Source organism: Citrobacter sp. 21OH12SH02A-Citro, from assembly GCF_027919895.1.
GTDB lineage: Bacteria > Pseudomonadota > Gammaproteobacteria > Enterobacterales > Enterobacteriaceae > Citrobacter > Citrobacter braakii.
In genome coordinates, this window is the sequence record NZ_CP114802.1 from 112,418 (window position 1) to 132,540 (window position 20,123).

Annotated in this window: 24 protein-coding genes; 4 read left to right on the forward strand and 20 right to left on the reverse strand. The window is 52.2% G+C overall.

Annotation, left to right across the window (positions count from 1 at the left end; genetic code table 11):
- Positions 1-143 precede the first annotated feature (143 nt).
- The 15 genes from traA to mobH form a co-directional block, all read right to left on the reverse strand.
- A complete protein-coding gene (gene traA / locus O6D90_RS24110) occupies positions 144-461 on the reverse strand; it encodes a TraA family conjugative transfer protein (protein ID WP_064754699.1) in 318 nt (105 codons plus the stop codon).
- A 78-nt stretch (positions 462-539) separates the two neighbouring features.
- Positions 540-1,118, reverse strand: coding sequence for a type IV conjugative transfer system lipoprotein TraV (gene traV / locus O6D90_RS24115; protein ID WP_000793435.1), 579 nt, complete (start codon positions 1,116-1,118; stop codon positions 540-542).
- Entirely contained in the window at positions 1,115-2,428 is a 1,314-nt protein-coding gene (locus O6D90_RS24120) for a TraB/VirB10 family protein (protein ID WP_024131605.1), read from the reverse strand. Before O6D90_RS24120 ends, traV begins: the two co-directional genes overlap by 4 nt.
- Positions 2,428-3,345, reverse strand: coding sequence for a TraK domain-containing protein (locus O6D90_RS24125; protein WP_000794249.1), 918 nt, complete (start codon positions 3,343-3,345; stop codon positions 2,428-2,430). The genes O6D90_RS24120 and O6D90_RS24125 overlap by 1 nt, the downstream gene beginning before the upstream one ends.
- Positions 3,329-3,955, reverse strand: coding sequence for a TraE/TraK family type IV conjugative transfer system protein (locus O6D90_RS24130; RefSeq protein ID WP_001049716.1), 627 nt, complete (start codon positions 3,953-3,955; stop codon positions 3,329-3,331). The genes O6D90_RS24125 and O6D90_RS24130 overlap by 17 nt, the downstream gene beginning before the upstream one ends.
- Positions 3,952-4,233 (reverse strand): type IV conjugative transfer system protein TraL, encoded by a 282-nt coding sequence (traL, locus tag O6D90_RS24135; protein WP_000805625.1) that lies wholly within the window; start codon positions 4,231-4,233, stop codon positions 3,952-3,954. The genes O6D90_RS24130 and traL overlap by 4 nt, the downstream gene beginning before the upstream one ends.
- Before the next feature lie 144 nt (positions 4,234-4,377).
- Complete coding sequence (locus O6D90_RS24140; protein ID WP_001052531.1) at positions 4,378-4,743, reverse strand: hypothetical protein; 366 nt, start codon at positions 4,741-4,743, stop codon at positions 4,378-4,380.
- Between the two features lie 11 nt (positions 4,744-4,754).
- Positions 4,755-4,898 (reverse strand): hypothetical protein, encoded by a 144-nt coding sequence (locus O6D90_RS24145; protein ID WP_001275801.1) that lies wholly within the window; start codon positions 4,896-4,898, stop codon positions 4,755-4,757.
- 180 nt (positions 4,899-5,078) lie between these two features.
- Positions 5,079-5,741: a hypothetical protein gene (locus O6D90_RS24150; RefSeq protein ID WP_001231463.1), complete on the reverse strand. Its 663-nt coding sequence runs from the start codon at positions 5,739-5,741 to the stop codon at positions 5,079-5,081.
- On the reverse strand, positions 5,741-6,118 hold the full coding sequence (locus O6D90_RS24155) for a hypothetical protein (RefSeq protein ID WP_000869261.1): 378 nt from the start codon (positions 6,116-6,118) through the stop codon (positions 5,741-5,743). Before O6D90_RS24155 ends, O6D90_RS24150 begins: the two co-directional genes overlap by 1 nt.
- Positions 6,119-6,127: 9 nt before the next feature.
- Entirely contained in the window at positions 6,128-6,574 is a 447-nt protein-coding gene (locus O6D90_RS24160) for a hypothetical protein (protein ID WP_000122506.1), read from the reverse strand.
- Positions 6,575-6,583: 9 nt separating this feature from the next.
- Positions 6,584-7,213 (reverse strand): DUF4400 domain-containing protein, encoded by a 630-nt coding sequence (locus tag O6D90_RS24165; RefSeq protein ID WP_000743450.1) that lies wholly within the window; start codon positions 7,211-7,213, stop codon positions 6,584-6,586.
- Complete coding sequence (locus O6D90_RS24170) at positions 7,170-7,715, reverse strand: hypothetical protein (protein WP_000228720.1); 546 nt, start codon at positions 7,713-7,715, stop codon at positions 7,170-7,172. The genes O6D90_RS24165 and O6D90_RS24170 overlap by 44 nt, the downstream gene beginning before the upstream one ends.
- A 49-nt stretch (positions 7,716-7,764) precedes the next feature.
- Complete coding sequence (gene traD, locus O6D90_RS24175) at positions 7,765-9,630, reverse strand: conjugative transfer system coupling protein TraD (protein WP_000178856.1); 1,866 nt, start codon at positions 9,628-9,630, stop codon at positions 7,765-7,767.
- Complete coding sequence (mobH, locus tag O6D90_RS24180; RefSeq protein ID WP_001337757.1) at positions 9,627-12,605, reverse strand: MobH family relaxase; 2,979 nt, start codon at positions 12,603-12,605, stop codon at positions 9,627-9,629. Before mobH ends, traD begins: the two co-directional genes overlap by 4 nt.
- Before the next feature lie 167 nt (positions 12,606-12,772).
- Here mobH and O6D90_RS24185 point away from each other — a divergent pair, with 167 nt between their 5' ends.
- The 4 genes from O6D90_RS24185 to O6D90_RS24200 are packed head-to-tail and all read left to right on the forward strand — an operon-like array spanning position 12,773 to position 16,300.
- Complete coding sequence (locus O6D90_RS24185) at positions 12,773-13,390, forward strand: hypothetical protein (RefSeq protein ID WP_001249396.1); 618 nt, start codon at positions 12,773-12,775, stop codon at positions 13,388-13,390.
- Positions 13,372-13,605, forward strand: coding sequence for a hypothetical protein (locus O6D90_RS24190; protein ID WP_001191892.1), 234 nt, complete (start codon positions 13,372-13,374; stop codon positions 13,603-13,605). Before O6D90_RS24185 ends, O6D90_RS24190 begins: the two co-directional genes overlap by 19 nt.
- On the forward strand, positions 13,605-15,797 hold the full coding sequence (locus tag O6D90_RS24195; RefSeq protein ID WP_000366822.1) for a DNA topoisomerase III: 2,193 nt from the start codon (positions 13,605-13,607) through the stop codon (positions 15,795-15,797). Before O6D90_RS24190 ends, O6D90_RS24195 begins: the two co-directional genes overlap by 1 nt.
- A 14-nt stretch (positions 15,798-15,811) precedes the next feature.
- On the forward strand, positions 15,812-16,300 hold the full coding sequence (locus tag O6D90_RS24200) for a hypothetical protein (protein ID WP_000468105.1): 489 nt from the start codon (positions 15,812-15,814) through the stop codon (positions 16,298-16,300).
- 91 nt (positions 16,301-16,391) lie between these two features.
- Here O6D90_RS24200 and O6D90_RS24205 read toward each other — a convergent pair whose 3' ends face one another.
- From O6D90_RS24205 to O6D90_RS24225, 5 genes are all read right to left on the reverse strand, one after another.
- The gene (locus tag O6D90_RS24205) at positions 16,392-16,670 is read right to left on the reverse strand and encodes a hypothetical protein (protein ID WP_014386427.1); all 279 of its coding nucleotides are present in this window, start codon (positions 16,668-16,670) and stop codon (positions 16,392-16,394) included.
- Between the two features lie 232 nt (positions 16,671-16,902).
- A complete protein-coding gene (locus O6D90_RS24210) occupies positions 16,903-17,520 on the reverse strand; it encodes a hypothetical protein (RefSeq protein WP_000464631.1) in 618 nt (205 codons plus the stop codon).
- Positions 17,521-17,613: 93 nt separating this feature from the next.
- Positions 17,614-17,832: a hypothetical protein gene (locus O6D90_RS24215; RefSeq protein WP_270956684.1), complete on the reverse strand. Its 219-nt coding sequence runs from the start codon at positions 17,830-17,832 to the stop codon at positions 17,614-17,616.
- Positions 17,833-18,037: 205 nt separating this feature from the next.
- A complete protein-coding gene (locus O6D90_RS24220) occupies positions 18,038-18,694 on the reverse strand; it encodes a hypothetical protein (RefSeq protein ID WP_000268551.1) in 657 nt (218 codons plus the stop codon).
- Complete coding sequence (locus O6D90_RS24225; protein WP_000936896.1) at positions 18,694-20,121, reverse strand: DNA cytosine methyltransferase; 1,428 nt, start codon at positions 20,119-20,121, stop codon at positions 18,694-18,696. Before O6D90_RS24225 ends, O6D90_RS24220 begins: the two co-directional genes overlap by 1 nt.
- Positions 20,122-20,123 lie beyond the last annotated feature (2 nt).

Here is a 20,123-nt window from a genome sequence, read left to right on the forward strand (position 1 = left end):
GTGCATAAACATGGGCTGTGGAAGTGCCCTTTTTGAGCAAATAAGGAAATAGTTGGAATTTGTTATGACTGGACTTTTTGCCAAAAAATAAGGGCAGCTTTTAGGCTGCCCCTATCACCCGTTGATTAACGGCAAGGTGTCTTTTACACCCCCAGGCCATTGCTGAGTTGCACAACAGCCGGGATGACCTTCTCTGCATGTTCCAGAGTAGCAGACATGATGGATTCCACTACGGTCGGGGAGTTGTACAGGCCCATACCGCCACCGATACCCATAGCGAAAGCCATGAGGCTCTGGCGAGCGATACCACCAACAACACCGACCAGGATCATCGCACCCGCAACGATTCGACCCAAAGTACCTTGGGTCCAATCCTTGAGAGTTACCCATACGTCGTCAAACGCTGTACCACCAGTACCAGCGTGGGCCTGATCCGGCACGAGCAGGAAGGCTACCACCATCAACCCCAGGAAGAGGAAGAGTGCGTTGTTTTTACTTGAGGCATTCGCCAACTGATTTGCGTTCATCAAGAACATCTCCTATTTGGTTGTTTCAGACTTCGGTTCGTGTTGTACCGTTTGCAGCGGTCTCAAAACTGGCTCACTTTGCGGTGTGCCATCCCCAATCACCCACCTGCGCGGTTCGATTTCGGTATAGACATACCCTGTCACGATGAGATCACCATTGGTGTCCTCCCAGGGAGCTACCCAAATCCGCATAACCTGTGCTGGTGTACGAATTGGAATCGGGCGATCCGGAAGACGCGGTGCGACATAGTTGTCAATCACCGGGTCTCCGGAGCTAGATGAGTTCGCTGAAACGTTTGAGGAACCTTCGCCATCCGCTTCCGCTTTGGCCTCGACTTCCTCTGGTTTCATTGGGCGCGGGACATTTCCGTCATTGGTTGCGGCGTAAACGTCTCGCGCTGACATACACTGAACACCATTCGGCATTCCCGGACAGCTATACTCATCCTTGCCGATGTTGAACGTCGAACAGCCCGACAAAATAAGTAGCGCTGCACCCACCCCCAACATCTTTGCGGATCTTACTGCCTGTTCCTTTTGAGCCTCGCCTCTGGAACTGCCCTTTCTGGTCAAAATGTTCAAATTTTTCATTTCTTGGTTCCCCCGGTGGAACGAATTTGTAGCTTGGTTCCTTTGGTCACGATGATGTCTACCTGACGGCCAGCATCGACCTCGATAACGGGGAAGATGCCTTCGGCCATGTCGATATAGAACTGAGCGATGCGATCTAGCGCCTTACTGGCCCCCTTCACTGCTGCTCCCTGCAACATCTGGTCGGAGAACACAGACTGGTACTGGGTATTTGAGCCAGGGTTAGTGCTGACGACCGGCACAGGATTGACGTCAAAGGCTTCGGAAACGCCACCAAGGAAGCCTGCCATCAAGCTCTTGGCGATGATTTGCCCCTGCTTCGATACGACGCGACCACGGACACCGGCCTTACCGTCTTCACCCACTGCATAGGAATCCAGCTTCGCTTCTATGACCCCCCCATCATCCCGAACGCACGAGAAGGTCTCGCCACGCAGGTACGCTCGCTCTGAACTGAGATCTCCATAGCCTGAAACAATCAGGAAGCACTCACGAACATCCGCACGGAAGCGGTTAGGCAAAATAGCCTCTTTCTGAATCCTGAGGGTCGAAGGGAACGGATCTCGACGAGCACCTTGAGATGTTGGTGCGTCCATACCGTTGATGAGCACCCCTGTCAGGATGGAGCCAGAAGGTAGGTAGATAGACTCATCATCCTTGTTGTCCTTCTCTTCAACTTCTGGCGCTTTCTGCGAGTAGCTCACTATTTGGATGCCTGGTTTAGTTGCATCACGACCGTCTCCCTTGCCAGTTGCAGGAGCCCCACCCTTCGAGTCAGGAAGCGGTGCGTCCCGAAAAAAGGATGCTGGATCTTTGTAGTCGAGCTTTTTCTCCATGAACTGACCATCACCACCAGATGCACCATTAACATCGGCTCTGGCATCCTCTGATGAAGAGGATGTTTTTCCACCAGCAGCGCCGGTTTCGACTTTCTTAGCCAATTCCATGTTCTTCTGGGTCAGGCGGTCCAAATCTTGACGAAGGCGGGTCATCTCACGGCCAACATCACTGGATTTCCCGGCAGTGGTTTTGGTTTCCTCCAGCTCTTTCTTGACTCGTTCCAGCTCCTTTTTCAGGTCGGAGTTTTCACGAGACACCATCTTCACATCGGCAGACAACGAATCTATCCCGATCTCACGGGTGTTTTTGTCTGTGAGAACGTGCTTGATGGTTTCTTGGCGACCGCGCTTCTCTTCTTTCTTGGGTTCACCAGAGAACATTGTCACGACCGCAAAAAGAACGAAGACGCCGCCAGCGATAGACACCCAACGCTTCTTGTTGGGGTCTAACTGTGTCCAAAATCGCTTAATCATTGGGCACCTCCCAGCAGCGATGGACGCTTAGACGTTGGTGCGAGACCACGCTTCTGCTTCTTCGCCACATAGATCTCCGTCTTCTGGCCGGGCTCAAGCACGTTAAGCGGCCACGTAGTCACCGCAGCCACATCCCAGCTCCCACACAACGCCTCTTTGAACTCAATAGGCTGATCAGAGACGTTCAGGGCGACACCGATGAACACGTTAAGGTGGTGGCCCATCATGTATTGCCCCTTGCTAAAATCCACCTTTACCCCAGGATGAGCGCAGCTCGGCACCGCAGCACCAGCAGGGATGCGGTTCAACGTGTAACCTTGAGGGACTTCACCAAGAGCAATCTTTCGGAATACTGACCGGATGGTTTCGACATAAGGCTGGCTCTGTTCCCAGGTCTCAGCCTTGGTATTGGCAAAAGCACCAGTGATACCTACACCACCATCGAGCTTGAGAAAGACTTCTCTGGGCGGAATACGACGGGGAACCATCGTCAGGCTGAGAGCTTGGGCTTCCGAGCCTTTTTCAGTAATGAACATAGTCACCGGATACTGCTTATCCGTGGCGACATAGACCACATTCTCTTTGATGCAGACCTCACCACACTGGCCGTTATCCGTCGCCCCGGTCAGAGATGTTGAAACGATCTCAGGATTGCTGAAAGGCGTGACGATTCGGTTCGGATGACCAACGGCTATCGGGATGATCTGGTTAACCCCCGGCTTCATCGTCAGTAAGGGGTTTTCATTCATGCTGCCCACAACCTCATGGGAGCTTTGTCCTGACGTCACAGGGGCAGGAACATCCTTTTTCATAACACTGGCCGGGACAACAGGAATGTCATCCGAGGCATAGGCCATTGAAGTTCCAAGCGCCAAGGACAGCGCCAGGAGCGAAAGTTTAGCGTTGTTCTTCATGCTTTCTCCGGTTTTCTTCTTTGCGCTGGAGTTGCTCCAAAACAGTTTTGGTGCGTGGCTTTCCTACATAGGTGTCGATGTAGTCCAGCACGGGCGCGTAGTTTGAAATCTTGATGGCGAACTCGTAGGAGCGTTCGCTACGCTCTTCGTTAGAAGAAGCCCCTTTGACGTAGGAATATCCGTAGACAAACACCTTGTCGCTCTTGGGCTCGTACTCAACAAAACGCGGCTCAAACCGCATGGTTACGCGGTCGTTCTTGATCTGTTGAGCTTGAATTTCGATGGCATCAATCACGTCCTGATAGATGCTCGGGGAGAGAAGCGGGGTGATCCGTTCTTTCACAAAGTCAACGGTTCCTGGCGTCACATTGCCAAGGAGCTGAGCAAAAGCGAAACCCCAAGCCTCTTTATAGGACTGAGAGGCGTTATTTTTCGTCACCCAGGCTTCTTCCGTGAGCGTGAAAGGCTGGATAGTGACGATGGTTTCCTTGCTGAATACTTGGACCACCAGCAGGAAAACGATAGCAATAAGACCACCCTGGAAGATTCGTCCCCACTTATTTTCTGTTTGGGTCCCTTCCCAGGTCTTGAGATACTTTTTCAGGTTCAAGGCAAATACCTCCGGACAAACGGATTCTTGAGAGATTTGGCCTTGGTCATGATGAACCCGGCCCAGTAGATCATGTGGAGCAGGTATCCATCCGGATGGTTATCCCTGAATCGGCGATAAAGGTTGGTTACAAGTAACCCCCCCAGAAAGCAGATCAGGGCCTTACCGATGATGACCCCTATCGTTAGCCCCAAAAGCATCGGGGCCAACTCATCTGCGCTCCACAACAGCAGATGCGGGGGCTCATCGACCCGGCGCGGTATCTTTACAGGCTTCATAGCAACCCTCTTCTTTTCCTAGTGGCCTGTATTCTCATTCAGGGTCACTGATTTTCTGCCACGGCTTCGCGCCCTTTTCGGGCACTTCCAGCGACAAATAAAAAAAGGCGGCCTAAGCCGCCTTTTTTGCGTTTACTGGATCGGTTATTGATTTTGAGGAACCGCTTCCGAATGTTTTTCCGAAGCCGCAACGCTAACTTCATTGGCTGGTCGGGCCACCCCCAGAGTTTTCACTTCCTTGTTAGCATTGGCTTTAAACTTGAACATCAGACTGTACGCCGCCAGCAGGAAGAAGCTGAGAATGCCCCAGTAGGTCTGAACCGTGCCCAGAGCCTTGGCCGGGTCACTTGCAGCTCTGTTGGCCGTATCAGCAGCCAACTTAACCCACTGACTCCAGTCAAAACCTGCCGCAAAAGCAGACAGCCAAAACGCGACGGCCACTGGAACGATGAAGATGCACATCAGCACCGCGTTCATCAAAAACCAGAAAAATTGTTTATTAAGGTTCACACTTCCTCCCATTAACCTAGAAAATTGAATGCGTGTTCCAGGTTCATCCCTGCAACAACACCTATAACGAACATCACCTGCCAGACAAGGAACTGCCAGGAGATGAATGAACCAGATGAGCTTTCGCTTTCTCTGACGTGAGCTTGTGCGGACATAGACCCTCCAAATAACTTGTCGTCATCACGGAGTAATCGTCTCTTAATTGATCAATCTAGGAACAGTGCTGTTACGGCCCATTTTGGGCACTTTATGGAGGTTTATTCGAGGAGATGATAAGAGCGGGAGGCGAAAAACTTTCACATGTGAAAGTTCAAAGCGGCCAATGGCCGCTTGTTTCACACTGTTCTATTGTAACGGAGTTCTCGATAAGCATCCCATGCTTGCTCTGATGAGACACCTCGACAACCAACATCTGTGGCGCACTCAAGGTCCATCTTGTACTGCTTAACCTTCTGGTCTGCTGTATCGCCCCAGCTCATGGCTGATGGGTACTTGGAAACACTAAACACATTTTCAAGTTCAGCCTGATAGTCGTCGTTTTGTAACAGAGGTTCGGTTTCACCATCATCCCAGCGAATGTAAGCCTTACCCTGGAGAGCCTTCAAATGCAAAGGCACCAGTAAGGTGGAAATCACTTCGTCAGCCCTGATGTCTTTGTAAGCACACCAGTGAGGTTTAACGGTGATCACACCATTTACCAAAACGATGTCACACGCCAGTGTCGCTTCAACATTATCGTTAACATCCTGCCGAGCGTAGATCTCCACGAAACCAACCTGCTCTGGAACAACCTTGTCGATGAAGCTCCAAAAGCTGGGGTACGACGTTCCATCGCTGAGCGTCAACTGACCGTCATGCTCTTTCAGCATACGGTTCAGTTGTGCAGTGAAGAACTCTGCCGACACTTTTCTTGCCAATGGTTCCATATCACTCAGTCGTAGAGTGGCTCCTGCACCCCCCTCATACACCTCTCCAAAAAAGAAATCTCTCTTACGCATTAGACTTTGCCTCCTTTAATCGCTTGCTGGGTCAGCTTGATCCAGTTCAACGGGTTTTCACAGTCAACATGGTTGCCAGCGGCACCAACTACCGTTTTGTATGCCTCCGAGCCTGCCGCTGTGTGTACTGCCAGCATAAACGAAAACATAGGGTCATTTTGCATGGTGCCAATCATCATTGCACTGGAAGTGTCTTTGAGCTGGCAGTTTTCAACCCGCAGATTGAGTACATCTTTTGCCACCATCTTACAGTCGGGACACACCTTCTCAAGGTTCTTGAGCTTTGCGTCGTCATTGAGCACATCAGGAGCCGCGATGGCAGTACCGGCCATACACAGCCCCAGTGCCAGCAGTTTGAGTTTATTGGTTACTTTCATGGTTCCTCTCTATATCGTTCCAATTTCGTTTCGGTAAAAGAACAGTGGCCCAGTGACTGTTCTGAGTTCCGGCGTTACTTGCTTTACTCTTGAGCAAATATGCTGCTTGAAAAAGTTGTGGTATCCGTACAAAGCTGGGCGTGTAAAAACGGAATAGATAATGAGGGTGATGGCCGCACCAGCGGCCCACCCGATCACGTCCGGAGAGATAAGTCCTGGCACGTCTGAGATACGTTCTGGTTCAACCAAGCGGCACACCACCAGCACCCAGAACCACATTACCGGCATCACAAAGATCATCTTTCCGACGCAAGCAATGAGCACCTTCACCAAATTCAAGCTCTGCGCCCAGTAAAGCCACAACGCAGACAAGGATTGGCGACGTATCACCTGGTAGACGTTCAATGGGATGTCGCACAGATGCACCCCATCTTGATTTATAACGGAGTAGCTCATCCTCCCTCCCTATACCCGTTTCTGGAGGTTGCCGAACGTCAGGCCAACCAGGACACAGCACGTCATCATTGTCATCGGGATGACAACCGGATCGAGCGCTATGGGGATGAAGAACGCGATGAACAATCCGGCCATCAGGTACATCGTTCCGCGAACGCTATAACGATGGAGAACCGGACTCGCATAATCGAAGTTGGTCCGCTTAATTCGCCATGTCATCATCCCGTCATATACCGCAGGTACGAACAGGATCAGCATATAGGGAGCCCACGCGGCTAACAGCGCCAACCGTGTGTAGAACTGGTAAATGACGTTGACAAAGGCTTCCATGCGGCCTTTGACCCACACAAACCAGCCCTTGCCCATATCCTGCATCCCCTTGGACTTCTGGCGCTCCTCTTCTGATGGGATCAGCGTTTGGTACATCCCCTCATAGAAGCCTGAATCAATAACGCTCGACCTGAACCAGGTAGATGCTTTGTTCTGTATCCAGTCTCTTGCTTCGACACCAAGACTCTGTTCCACCAGCACGGATTCCCTTTTGATGGCTCTGTCTGTCCAGTCGCCAGGGATCAGCAGCAATATTGCCAGCAACTCAATAACCAGCAGCCATGCGACCAGCAACCACGGCTTCTTCATAGTCGGTTCTCCTTAAAACAGTTTTCACGCTCTCACAGGTGATGAGCTCATACAGCAAGCCACGCAAAGAGGTCTCATCCTCATGGGGCTGCGGGTTAATGGATAGTTCTCCTGGATGGGAAGAAAGCCACAGTGAGAACGACTCTCCTGAATCGACAGACCATGAATCACCGCCACTATCGACAATTTGCACTTCCAACGCCCGGCAGGTTTCGGTGATCAGGGTTTCCAGAAATGCCCCAATTCTGGCCGGGTCTTCATATTTCTCTCTCTGCTCATGAAACACGAGCTGGCTGTAGCGATGCAGAGCTTCTTCAATGATCGGGTAAATCACAGGCTCCTGATTAGCCTTAATCCCGTCTGTGATGTAGCAGCTCAGCTTCTCGATGATGGCCTCCGATGCAGGCCAGTCGAATTGGAGGATGCTCAGGATGTGAGCGTTCTTGCGGCCACGACTTTTCAATTCATTCATAACCCTGTCGAAAGGGTTCACATCGACCATGATGGCTACCTCGTAATCTCTATACTTCTTGTCACACATAGCTCTGCTCTTACTGGGTCAATATGGGCAGACGGCCTTTTACGATTGTTCCGCCTGAAATTTTGGCTATGTATTCCAGGTTCGGAAGCATTCCCAATAACTGGGCTGGGAACAGATCAGCTTCCTCCTCCATCAAACGCTCGCCTTGGTTGCCTCCGTGCATAATGGGCTCCTTGCCATCCGAGTTCTGGCCTTGAGTCCGCATGACGTACTTGAGCCGGGTCTTCGGCAGGTTATCCGCGATATACTCCTGGGTTTCACCATCGACGATACGCAGAGCAAACGTGTTGTTGATGTTCCCCAACACCTGGAGCGCTTTGTCTTTGCTACCCAGTCGAGCTGCGAAGTCAGCAAAAGTCTGAGTTGCAACGAAAAGACGAAGTTTCGCACCGCGACCTTTGTTCAGGAGCTGGATGAACGGGTCGTTGATCACCTCGGCAGCCTCATCAACAAAGATATTTACGGGTCTGTTGTTGACGCCGTAGTTGTATCTGTCACCGGCAACCGCTGTCAGGTCTGACAGGAAGATGGACCCCATAGCACTACCAACCATGTTGTCGGTCAGGGAGTCGAGCCCCAGATAAGCAACTTGAGCGTTGTTGATGATTTTTGCGGAATCGGTGATCTGGCGTTCGTCGCTCAGATCAGATGAGTCTGGAGACAGCAGAGGGCCTAGCTCCCCGGACGTCAGCATATTCATGATCGGCAGGAGGTTCGCCACCATCTTGGAGAAGTGGGTTTGGTCGTGCTGGAACATCGACAGCAAGCCTTCCAGGTCAGAGTTCGGGTGCTCAGGTTGGATGATGTCGTAGTAGAACTTCATCAACGCGAAAGCGATCTTCTCACGCGAACCGTTTTTGGCTTTTTCCAAGTAAGCCGCTGCTTCTGCCTCCCAGTCGGGCATAACTCGCTCTGAGTAAGCCTGAACGGCCTTGATGACCAAGCCAGCAGCGCCACCTTCAAGGAATCGGCGGAGCTTTGTCAGGTTGGGACGATCATGAGTGATGACCAAGCCCTGAGCGATGTTGTTCAGTGCCTGCCATCCAAATGATTTGAACGGGTCGGCCCCTGCTTCGGACGGGATCAACGCTGCCAAACGACTTGCGATTTCAGTCACGCGGGTGAAGTTACGCAGAGGGTCGATACGCACCGACTCTTCCGGGAATGCTGGATGAAATGAGACGAATCTTTCCGGCTGCCCCATAGCTTCACAGGCACGTCGGGCATTGTCCCGCATCTCCTTATCCCCTTTCGGGTCTATGATGATCACGGCTTCCCCACGCAGAATGGCCTGTGAAATCAGGATGTCGAACATACGGGTCTTGCCCGAGCCGGTGGTCCCAACGATCAGCGAATGCCCCTCAGTGTGCTTGAGTGGCTGCATCAGCTTCTCTTCTTTGGGCTCTACCCCGTGAATCCAGGGCTGGCCGATTGGCAGCTCCTTTTTCTTACCCTGTATCTTCCGGACAACCTTTTTGACCGTGGACTCTCTCCCTACGATGGAAGTCCAGTCGCGTTTCAGGATCTCAAACACGCGCTGGGCATGGCGGTTTTCCCACAGGAACCCACTACCAAGCCACATATCGTCCGGCGTGTCCTTGATGTACTTTTGGAGCTCCGCAATGGAAATAAACTCCAGATCACGCCCCTTCAAATGCTTTTGGAGCAGGTGAAGTTTGATAGCCTTGGGCAAACGAGCCATCGCCATCACGCCACAGATCCCCGTCATCCAATAGAATGGCTCCGGCGGCATCGTGCTGACTTGCTCTACGGCCAAAGCCGCGCCGGAGGCGGCAAGCCAGCCTGCTACAGCATTTTTTTCATAGTTGGGCCGCCACGGCATCTCGTAGGCGAGCGGGTCATAACTCATTGTCATGTTTCATTTACCTCTAAATACAATTTTCCCTGACGTTTCTTGAGCAAAGGGCGTCTCTGTGCCCGGCTCAGCATCCCGCAGAGGATGTGTTTGCTGATGCCGATGTTTTCACCGGCAATCATGTCGAAGGCTTTGTCACTGGTTACTAAGCAGCCATCCTCTTCCAGGACAGGTGTCACGAGCCATCGGCCCGAGCGTTTTTGGATCATGTCCTTGAGCATCTGGAGTGCTTTCTGAGGCGTAACACCAGACGGCAAGAAATCTTCCGCGTTGATGTCTTTCGGGTTTGTTTTCGCCTTAGGCGGCTCAAACTCCCTAACCTCTGGATCTTCCCTTTCTCGCACCTCGACGTGTCCCAATTCCTTCTCACGCTCAACTTTGGGCTCAGGAGCCACCGGTTGAGCCTCCCGCTTAGGAAGGCGAGCCACGTTCTGTTTTTCTTGGACCGGCTTGCGCTGTTGCTCTTCAACCGGAGAAGTAACATCGACCTTCTTCTCCTTCGGCTGTGGCTGGGAGTCCTTACCTTTCGCCTTTTGTTCAGGCGAGGCTTTACCGGCATTAACCTCAGGCTTCTGCTGCTGCGCCTTTTTTCGGCTTTGTTGTTTCGGTGCAGACTTATTTTTGCTTGCATCCAAGCCAGGGGGAGAGACGAGCTCAAAGGCATCCTGGTATCCACCCATTGACGCCTCGGCATCCTTAATGGCCGCCACGACTGCATCTGAAAGCTGCTCCGCCAGTACAATTGCCTTCACTCCGCTGAAATCACGAACTTTGCGACCTGGCATAATCGGGTCCGGAACAATCGCGTTGGCGTGGGACAGCTTCGAGAGAACCTCTGACGGCGCACCCAGCGACCGAGCGCCATCCGGGTACAAAATGACGGCTTGCCCCTTCATCAGGCATAGGACTTCGCCCAGCGTCGTTTTACCTTCCAAAACAGGCATGATCGCTTGTTCAAGCAACGCCGATGCTTCCCCGTATCCAGACAACATCTCAACGAGCAAGGTCTTTGCGTCCTTCTCATGCTGATTAACGTTGTCCGTATGCGGCATTTCTGGCGTGTGCGTTGGTTGTTCTGGTGCGTCAGTCAGCATAGGGAGCGGCTCAATCGCCCATGATGGCGGTTCATCAGAACCACCGAACATTGGAAAGTCATCGCCCTGCAGGGAGTTTTGTTCTTGTGGAACGAAGTCCTGTTTTGGCTGCTCCTCTTGCTTTCCGGGCATTGCCACATCTGGGATTTCTGAGTTTGTTGCGTCAGTGCTGGTTGTCTCTGCCGATGCGTTGAATGCGTCAAACGGGAAGTCGATGTCCCCCAGTCCACCCCCAACATCCTTGAGTGCTTGTAACGGATTGTCGTTTGCCAAAGGTGGTGCGTTTTTGGCAATGTCCTGAGGGGACAGATCCTCTTTTGCCTCTGGTTTATGGGGTTGTTTCTCCGTATCACTCTTCGGTTTTGCTTTGCCCGGTTTGCTCTGCGGCTTACCCTTCTTGCCAGCGTCAGGCTTAGATGATTCCGTTGGTCCCGCATCTTTTTGCTCTGGCTTCTCCTCGACAGCATCGGAGGTGCTTTTCAGCATCTCCATCGCATCACCAAAGCCAAGGCCAGCTAGAGCTTTCTCTGCTTCCTGCTCTGCGGCCAACATGTCATCGTTCAGAGCTGCTTCACCTTCCTCTTGGTCGTCACCGTCATCGGCTTCCTCAGGATCAACGAACTCAATCTCAGCGTCCTCAACATCACCAACAACTTCCGCAGCAACAGCCGCAGGAGGCTCAGTCGTAAACACCAGGTCGTTTGATTCGAGTCGGAGCATCAAGATCTTCACCGAACCCGCCGCCTCCTGGAGCATCTCAGGCAAAACTTCCCAGTAGCGGTAGTACGCACGTTCACCCTTCTCCTGCACCGTGTTTGGTACAGCAAAACCACGTTCGATGAGAATGTCGGCCAGTGTGTCAGGGTCTCGTGGGATACCGGGGATCTTGTCGTGGCTGATCAAGTCATAAAGGTCCCCAAGCTGTTTCCAGGCAATGAATACACCTTGGTTGAGGTGCCAGACTTTCGCGCCTGGCTCATTGACCTTCCATTTTCCGGTTTTAACCAGGCGGCGGATGGCATCGAACACGTAACGCTCGACGGGCACACCATAGGAGAACTCGTCCACATCGAGACGACTCTGGCGAAGGTCCCGTGAGACGCTCTCTTGGTCAGCGCGAAGCATCAGCTTGGTCACAGGCTGATTGACGCTGGTTCCTGAGATAGCTTCCAGCATCGCTTCCATGATGGACGGGCCAGACTTGGACAGAAACTCCCGAGTCTCAGCCGGAATAATTCGATCCACCGCCAGCAGCGAGAATTGCTCATGTCTTTTGTGTCGCTTGTCGCGCCACCGGATAAAGTAACGGTCGATTTCGTGACGGTGTGCCCAGTCATGAAGTGACTCCGAATACGGGTTCCATGTGATTGACCCGTCTTTGTCCGTAATGGACACATCCGAGAGCGGTTTACCCACATCATGCAGCAGCCCAGAGAAACAGCTCGCCAGTCTCCAACGCGGCTCATTGTCACGGCGTTCCCGAGGCGTCCCCTCGATGGAAAAGATAACTGACTCAGATGCCTGAGCTGCCCAGAAGGCCACTTCAAGCCCATGTCGGAACAGACCACCAGCGCCACGGTGGTGGTGTGATTCGGAAGCTGGCAACAGGTGAACAAACGCGGCATACCGCTGGATCACCGGCAAAACAAGCCGGTTGAAGTCGTCCACAGTGAAACCGAGAGAGTTCCGCACTTTCTCAATCAGTTCAGCTTGGGTTGCCAGTATCTTGTCTAGTGGGGCCACTGGCAGGCCCTTGGCAAAAGGTGGGTATCGAGGGATTTCTTCATCTTCCACGTCTTTAAGCGGCAACACTCTGGCGCTCGGCGCGGTCTCGATCACTCCACTTCGCCCACCAAATAACTTGTTAAGGGCTTTCAGCATGTAGGTTGACCATATTCCTATCGTATTTCTCGTCGCTACATGCTCTCAAAACACCTTTAGATCGCACACACGCCTATCTGTCCAATTTGGGCAGTTTGAGAAACCAGCTTTCCATCCCCCCCCTTTTAGAATGGGCTCATCGACAATTTTTGATGAGGAACGACACGATGAGACAACTGATAGCAATTCTGGGAGTGGCAATTCTGGCCGGGTGTGCCTCTAACGCCCCCGAGCAAAAGCCTCAGCCCCAGACTGCCCCTGCCGAAAATGACAAACCTGCCCGAGTTAGCCGGGAACTGTCGATGGCATGGGACAACATGGGGCGCGGTGGTGCTGCATTACGTCAACCTGGTTATATCCATGTGCTGGGCGACGGTAATGTCAGCGCAACGATGAACAAGGTCAAAGATGACTCCGCTGGTTCAGATAAAACTCCAGCAGGGATCAAGCAGCACGGGGATGTGAACGAAGCCATCAATACCTTCAAGTCCATGAATAAAGGCAAAGGCTACTCGCTGTACGAGTTGTCACGCTGGGAACGCTATTGCGATGGCGGCAAAGGTATGGACGAGCACGATTGGCGCTTTGTGGAAGCCGAGGGGACTACAAACATCCCCAAGGATGTTGTAACCGGCTGCATACCACCTACCCACACCTATCAAGATTATCTGAATGCCTGGACGCACTTTTGCACCAGCCAGGCTGTAACTGACGCAGATCGCCGCATTGTGCGCGAGTCCGTGCGTCCCTATTCAGTGGTGAACCCATGCAAAGCTCTGAAATAAGAAACCAGACAGAGCCAAGCCGTAAGGCTGAGCTCTTCGACGCTTTATCAATCATGCTCCAGGAGGCCGGTTCGAGGGGTAATTCCCGCGAAGCGGCCTATGTCATTTCTGGAGTCCTCGAAAACCTCTCCAGAGACTACCCCGAAGTCAAAGGTCTGGCCCAAAGCTGGGCTGAGCTGGCGAATCTGGAATCAAAGATGAGAGGAGCTGCTTAATGGACCTTTATATCTGCGAGAAGCCTTCTCAGGCCAAAGATTTGGCTGGCGTAATGAAGGCCTCCCAACGAGGTGATGGATTTCTCCATGATGGAGGAAACCGCGTTATTACGTGGGCGTTCGGCCACCTGCTGGAATTGTATATGCCAGACGATTATGACGAACGCTACAAGTCATGGTCACTGGAGACCCTCCCTATTGCACCAGAGTCATGGCGGTACAACGTTCGCAAGAGTGCGTTCAAACAGTACAAAATTGTTGAGGGACTGGTCAAAAAGGCGAGCACCATCTACATCTCAACGGACTACGACCGAGAAGGTGAGGCTATCGCCCGTTCGCTTCTGGATCGATTCCGCTACTCTGGCCCTATTCGCCGGGTTTGTTTGACGGCTCTCGATGAGTCAAGCATCAAGAAAGCGCTGAACAACGTAAAGGATGGCAAGGATACGGTCTCACTCTACTACGCCGCATTGGCACGGCAACGCGCTGACTGGTTGGTAGGCATGAACGTGAGCCGCCTCTACACAGTGCTGGCCCGAGATGTCGGCTTCAACCACACTCTTCACGTTGGCAGGGTTATCACCCCAACCGTCGCTCTTGTTTGTCAACGGGACCGAGAGATCGCCGGTTTCACCCCCTCACCATACTGGACTCTGGGTGTGAACGTGTCCGTACAGAATGGACAGTTTGCCGCCCAATGGATACCACCAGAAGAGTGCAGTGACGAGCAAGGCCGGTGCGTCAATAAGGCCTATGCCGAGCAGGTAGCCTCCCAGGTCAATGGTGCCAATGCTGTTATCAGCAAAGCAGAAACCAAACCAGGTAAAGAGTCAGCCCCCCTCCCCTTCGATCTAACGTCGCTGCAACAATACGCAAGCAAACGATGGGGATACACCGCTCAGCAGGTACTGGATGCAGCTCAAGCTCTGTACGAGACGCACAAAGCGACCACCTACCCTCGTACTGATAGTCGTTATCTACCCGAGAGCCAAAAGGAAGACATTCCGGACATTCTCCAGGCGCTCATTTTGTCCGATCAGAACGTCTCTGGGCTGGTGGCTGGCGCAGATCCTCATCGCAAGGCCAGGGTATTCAATGACGCCAAAGTGACCGCGCACCACGCGATCATTCCAACACCGGCCAGAACAGACATCAGTGCCATGTCTGAGATCGAGTTCAATCTTTACGACGCCATCCGTCGTTTCTACATCGCGCAGTTCTACAGCGAGTTCGAGTTCACCAAAACCTCCATCGAGGTGCAGTGTGGGCGTCACCTCTTTGCGGCCTCTGGTAAGACACCTGCCAAACAAGGCTGGAAGGTTTTGTTTGCTTCTGATAGTGAAAGCAGTCCCAAGGACGAGGGGGAAGACACCGACGCGCCGGTTGAACAAGAGAAGCTCCCCAGGGTTAGCCAGGGCGAACCCGCTTTGCTTAATGGTGCCGAGCTGGCAAACAAAATGACGCGGCCAGCACCGCACTTCACCGAAGCCACATTGCTTGCCGCGATGGAGAACATTGCCCGGTTCGTGACTGAGGAGAAGTTCAAGCAAATTCTCAAAGACACAGCCGGTTTAGGCACTCCAGCAACACGCGCAAGCATCATCCAGGGCGCTGTTGATAAAGGCTACTTCAAACGTCAGAAAAAGGTACTGCTTGCAACTGATAAGGCTCATGCGCTTATCGCAGTGCTTCCACCAGCCATCAAATCACCCGGCATGACTGCGGCTTGGGAGCAGGAGCTTGAGAAAGTCGCCTCCGGCTCCGGGAATATGTCTGTCTTCATGAAGCAGATTTCCACCTGGATCTGCCAAATGGTTGAGCAGCTCAAAGTGCCCGCACCGGTTCTGACCAAAGAAGGTGGCGCGATGGCTAAAGCCTTCGAGGGCGCTAAGCCGCCTTCACACGAATGCTTCAACTGCGGTGGAGAGATGCACCGGATCAAAGGGAAGAACGGATTTTTCTGGGGCTGCCAGAACGAGGCTTGCAAGAAGACGTTCCCAGACAACCGAGGGAAACCCGAGAAGCGTATCGCGGCTGAGGATTGTCCAGACTGCCCAGATTGCGGTAGCCCGATGCGTCTCAGGAAAGGAAAAGCGCCCGGCAAGAAGCGAGCTTCTAAGTTCTGGGGCTGCACCGCCTATCCCGATTGCAAAGGCACTATGCCCTTCAAAAAGTCGGACTTTATGGATTGATAGAGGAATTAAGTATGTTTGGAACAATCATTTTAACTGCGATGCTCACCACCAGCTCAGCCACTGCCGAAGATGCAGGGAAGAACATCGCCTCAGGCTTGGCGGCGGCATCCGCCAGCCAAATGGGGCAGGCCGTAATGCCAACTTTAGCTACCAGCTCGGCCATTGCAAAAAGCGCAGGTAAAGGCATGGTGTCAGGTTTGGCTGCGGCGACTGCCAGCTACATTCCCCAAGACGAGCTGAGCTTTACTCGAAGCTATAAGAACTCTGAGGCTGTGGATATGGCAAAGGGCCTGGGGACATTGAAAGAAGCGCCTGAGTTTCTCTACGTTGTTACAGACGTAAATGCCAACATGGCGGTCAAATGCAAGCGCGTCTGGGAGCCTCAATCTCTGGCTTTAAGTCCAGTGATTGTTGAGCTGGTGGAACTACGTAAGACGAACAACAAAGACAGCTACGAACAAGCACTATCCCACCTCGATTGTTCAATGTTCACAGACTAAAACAATTAAGGGGCCGATGGCCCCTAATTTTTAATAACCCAATTTCTTTTGATACCTGATTTTCCTACCAAGCACAGTTGTCATACACCATTCAATTCACATGGATAGCGAATACTTCAACCGGACAATCTCCAAAGTGCGGGTGCGTTATAACACTCCTTGAGAAGCCACGCCAAGGGCGAATCTCTATCCTGGACATATCTCCAGCCTTTGGGTAGCCACACTTAACATGGACTTCATCATACTCGCGCCCCTCTAGTCTTTTTATCCAGTAGTCTGTAACGAGGCGATATTCATCTGGTTTTTCTCCAGATTTGATCTGATCGAAGTAAATCTTTTTTACGGGCAGATGAAGTATTCTCTTTTTCATAATCACCACCTGATAGCCCATCAGACTATCTAACTATTCGACAAAACATCCCTTTTTCAATTTCTGTCTCTCTCGCCTCATGGGCCAATACAATATCCGCGATAACACGAATATTCCCTTCATAGTTGCGAATGGCCGCATCCCTCATCGTGTCTAAAGTGTCCTGACACTTCGCTCGCCTGAATTTAACGAGCCAACTTTGCCGATCTATCTTGTCCACACCAAATCCCATTTAGCGAACCATGTATCCAGCTTTTTTGGCCGCAGCATCAAGCTCGGAGGAGAAGTTAACGTCGGACTTTTCTGCCGCGTTATAGAGGGCTCCACACTTGGGCCATGAGCGTCCTACCAGTTTCATCGCCAACGCATCCGCCAGCATTTCTCGGATCTGTGTTTCAGCCTCACCAAAATCGGCCAGAGTTTCGTCTATGCCCGACTCTTCCATCAGCTCGATGAGCTGTGGTTGTTTGAGCCAGACGCCTGTTTGCATTTCCAACTGATCTCTTGCATCGGCCACCAATTGGCGTTCAAGGGTTACGCCATTCACGGTCTTAACAAATTGCTTTGGCTGACGCTTTACCTTTTTTGGCCTGGACACATCAGAGATAACCGTCACCGGCTTCCCACGCAGTTCACGCGGCAACGGTCCACTTAGCCCCAGAACTAAGCGACGAGCGTACTCATGCTCGTATGGTTTCAACCCTCGACCTTCACGGTACATTTCAGTATCCACCAGCAGATCACCGCGCAGCCTCGCATTTTTCCGCACTTGTTCGGACAAGACCGATTTACCCTTCCCGCTGGCTCCCATTACGAGCGAGTGAGATTCTACTTTGTTATCAAAAAACATAATTCCGCCCCCAAGGAGGTGTTGCTATAAAACATGGTTTGAACATCCGTATTTTCACGGCAATAACCGCCGGATAATGCAAGACTCCCAAACCTAAATAGGTCTCCAGGTGATGACATCGAAGTCATAGCTGACTTCCGAGTTGTCGTCCGCCGTTCGCCACGAACAATCATCTTCCTGAACATGGATCAAGTCGTACTCAACAATTTTGCCCGACCAACATCCTTTAAGCTGGTAATGAACAGGCACACCGACGACCGGCATCTTGTCGTTGACGCTGATCCACGGTTCTTGCTTTTGATCCAGATCCACCGGTTAGTCCTCTATGAACGATTTAATGGATCGCCCATCAAAAAACAGTTTCCCAGTTCCTGATACCGAATGTACTTCTGGAGCTGCCTTCCCTTTCAGGAGTTTCTGATAGCGCACCGCGTCTTTGAGCTCAGAGATCCTGACGCCAATGAGTGTGGCCGTCTCCTCAACTGTTAAAATACGGTCCCAAAAGCTGGTGGCGCTGTTATTGCGCCCACCGATACTCTGGGCAACGCACTCTGTTCTGGCCGCTTTTCCCTTTGCCATTGGCAATGTCCTCTTCATTCTTCTCAGCCCCCAGCTTACTCAGTATTTCAGCTTTTGTAGCGCGATGGCCGCGCATTAAAAGAGCATTCAGCAGGTATCCAGTGAACACCTCTGTACTCGGCATACGGTCAAGCAACTCAACATACTGCTCATCCGTCAAATCATGGATCTCACAATATTTTTCCACCGCCTTTTCGTAGGCTTCTGCGTAGCCATGAGTGGAAATCCTGAAAGCAATATCCCCATTGCCGTAGCCTGGCTTTGTGACGAGAAAACAAGGCGCGAAGTAGGTTCTCTTCACCCCCATCCGGCTCCGGTTCTCAATGCTGATATAAGCCCTCAGCCCCTCAGCAATGATGTTTGGCCCGGAGTTGCGTCGCCGCTTACAAGTCTTATTCTGACGCTTCACCTCTTCTGCCTCAGCTTCCCACTTTCGGTCCAAGCTGTAGGCCAGCCGGTGAGCTGTTGCGTAGGAATACTCTCTCAAGGAGAAGTATTCCTGCCGGTAATCATCCGCCACCCCAACTGTTCGTGCGACACGGAACCCGACGAAACCGGCGTCATGGGTTCCCTCGCCGTAGTAAATGACTGCCATTATCTACCTTCCTTACTTCTGATACCGTGCTGCACCACGGTATGGCGACCGCAATTCACATTCAGGTGATCCCGAACTGCGGCCATGACCGCTGAATGCAATCTGTAATCCACACTCTGCCCAAGCGTTTCTGTCGCTTGTTCTTTTGCCATCCACGAAACATCAAAGCTATCAGGTATCGACATCAACTCCTGAACCAGATCGACCGATGGCTTGTAAATGCGGCCACCGTCTTGGATGTACACTGCATCCTTTACCCCACGATCCTGAGACTTGAGGATGGTCGGGCAACTGGTGCTTTCTCTCGTCAAGAACGCAGGCATCCTGCGAGAAGTTGACTCTCTGGCCTGAATTGACTTCAACACTGTGACGTCAGCACAATCCCCGAGGTGCTTCTCGATCACCGGCCACAATCGTCCACCAGCTCTCTGCTCAGGTTTCGGTGGAACGAACCCAGGGAAGACCGACGCCACCATGTAATAGCGTTCTCGCCCCTGGTAAGCGCCGAAATCCAGACCGTTCAAGACCATCTCAGTGAGGAAGTACCCCATCCGCCGCAGTGTCGTTCCCATCATCGCCCCGGCTCCGGATGCTTTGAAGTTCGGGACGTTTTCCACCAGCACGACGGCAGGGTTCACGACCTCGATCTGTTTTAGTGCCGGGTAAACCATGTCGAGCATGGTGGAGAGATCCTCAAGAGAACGCTCTTTGTCCCTTGGACTTTTGGCGTTTGAGTGGTCATCACACCCCAACGAGTAATGGGCCAAACCAATTGGTGGGCACTCCGCCAGCAAGGCTCCAAGGCGATCCAGCTCCAGGTGATGAATGTCTTCATTCAGCAGGATACGCGGGGAGCTGTTCACCAGCGTATTGAGCGCATGTACTTCACTCAGGTTCCGCCCGGATGCTCTGTCTCTGGCTTCAACTGGACGATGCTCCAAAACAATCTCAGCCTTCCAGCCAAGCGCTTCCATAACATGAATGTCTACCCCGCCAGTCAATGCCACAAAGGCACGGAAAGGGCTGGTTTTTCTGAACCGATCCGCAATGGCAAAGGCTCTGTTTGCGACAGGAGTGAAGACTACTCGGCCTTTTCGCATTTCGACGTGGAAACGCTCTGTATAGCGAGGGAAGCACTTATCTATGAGCCCTTGTCCAGAAAACTCAATAACGGTTTCCAGCGGGTTGTTGGAGCGACTCTTTGGTTGATACCGGCGCTGATAAACCTGGTGTGTCTGTAGTTCATCGGTCGCTGGGATCACCGAAAAACCGCCCATCCCCTCCCCTGGCTCAACGGCGATGCCCATACCTGGCTTGAACCCCATAACATCCAAAAAGTTGGACGAAACCCTAACCTTGCGTTTATCGCCTACTCGATTGAACGCAAGTTGTTTGGTTACTACGGAGGGGGAGACGATCGGTAACATTG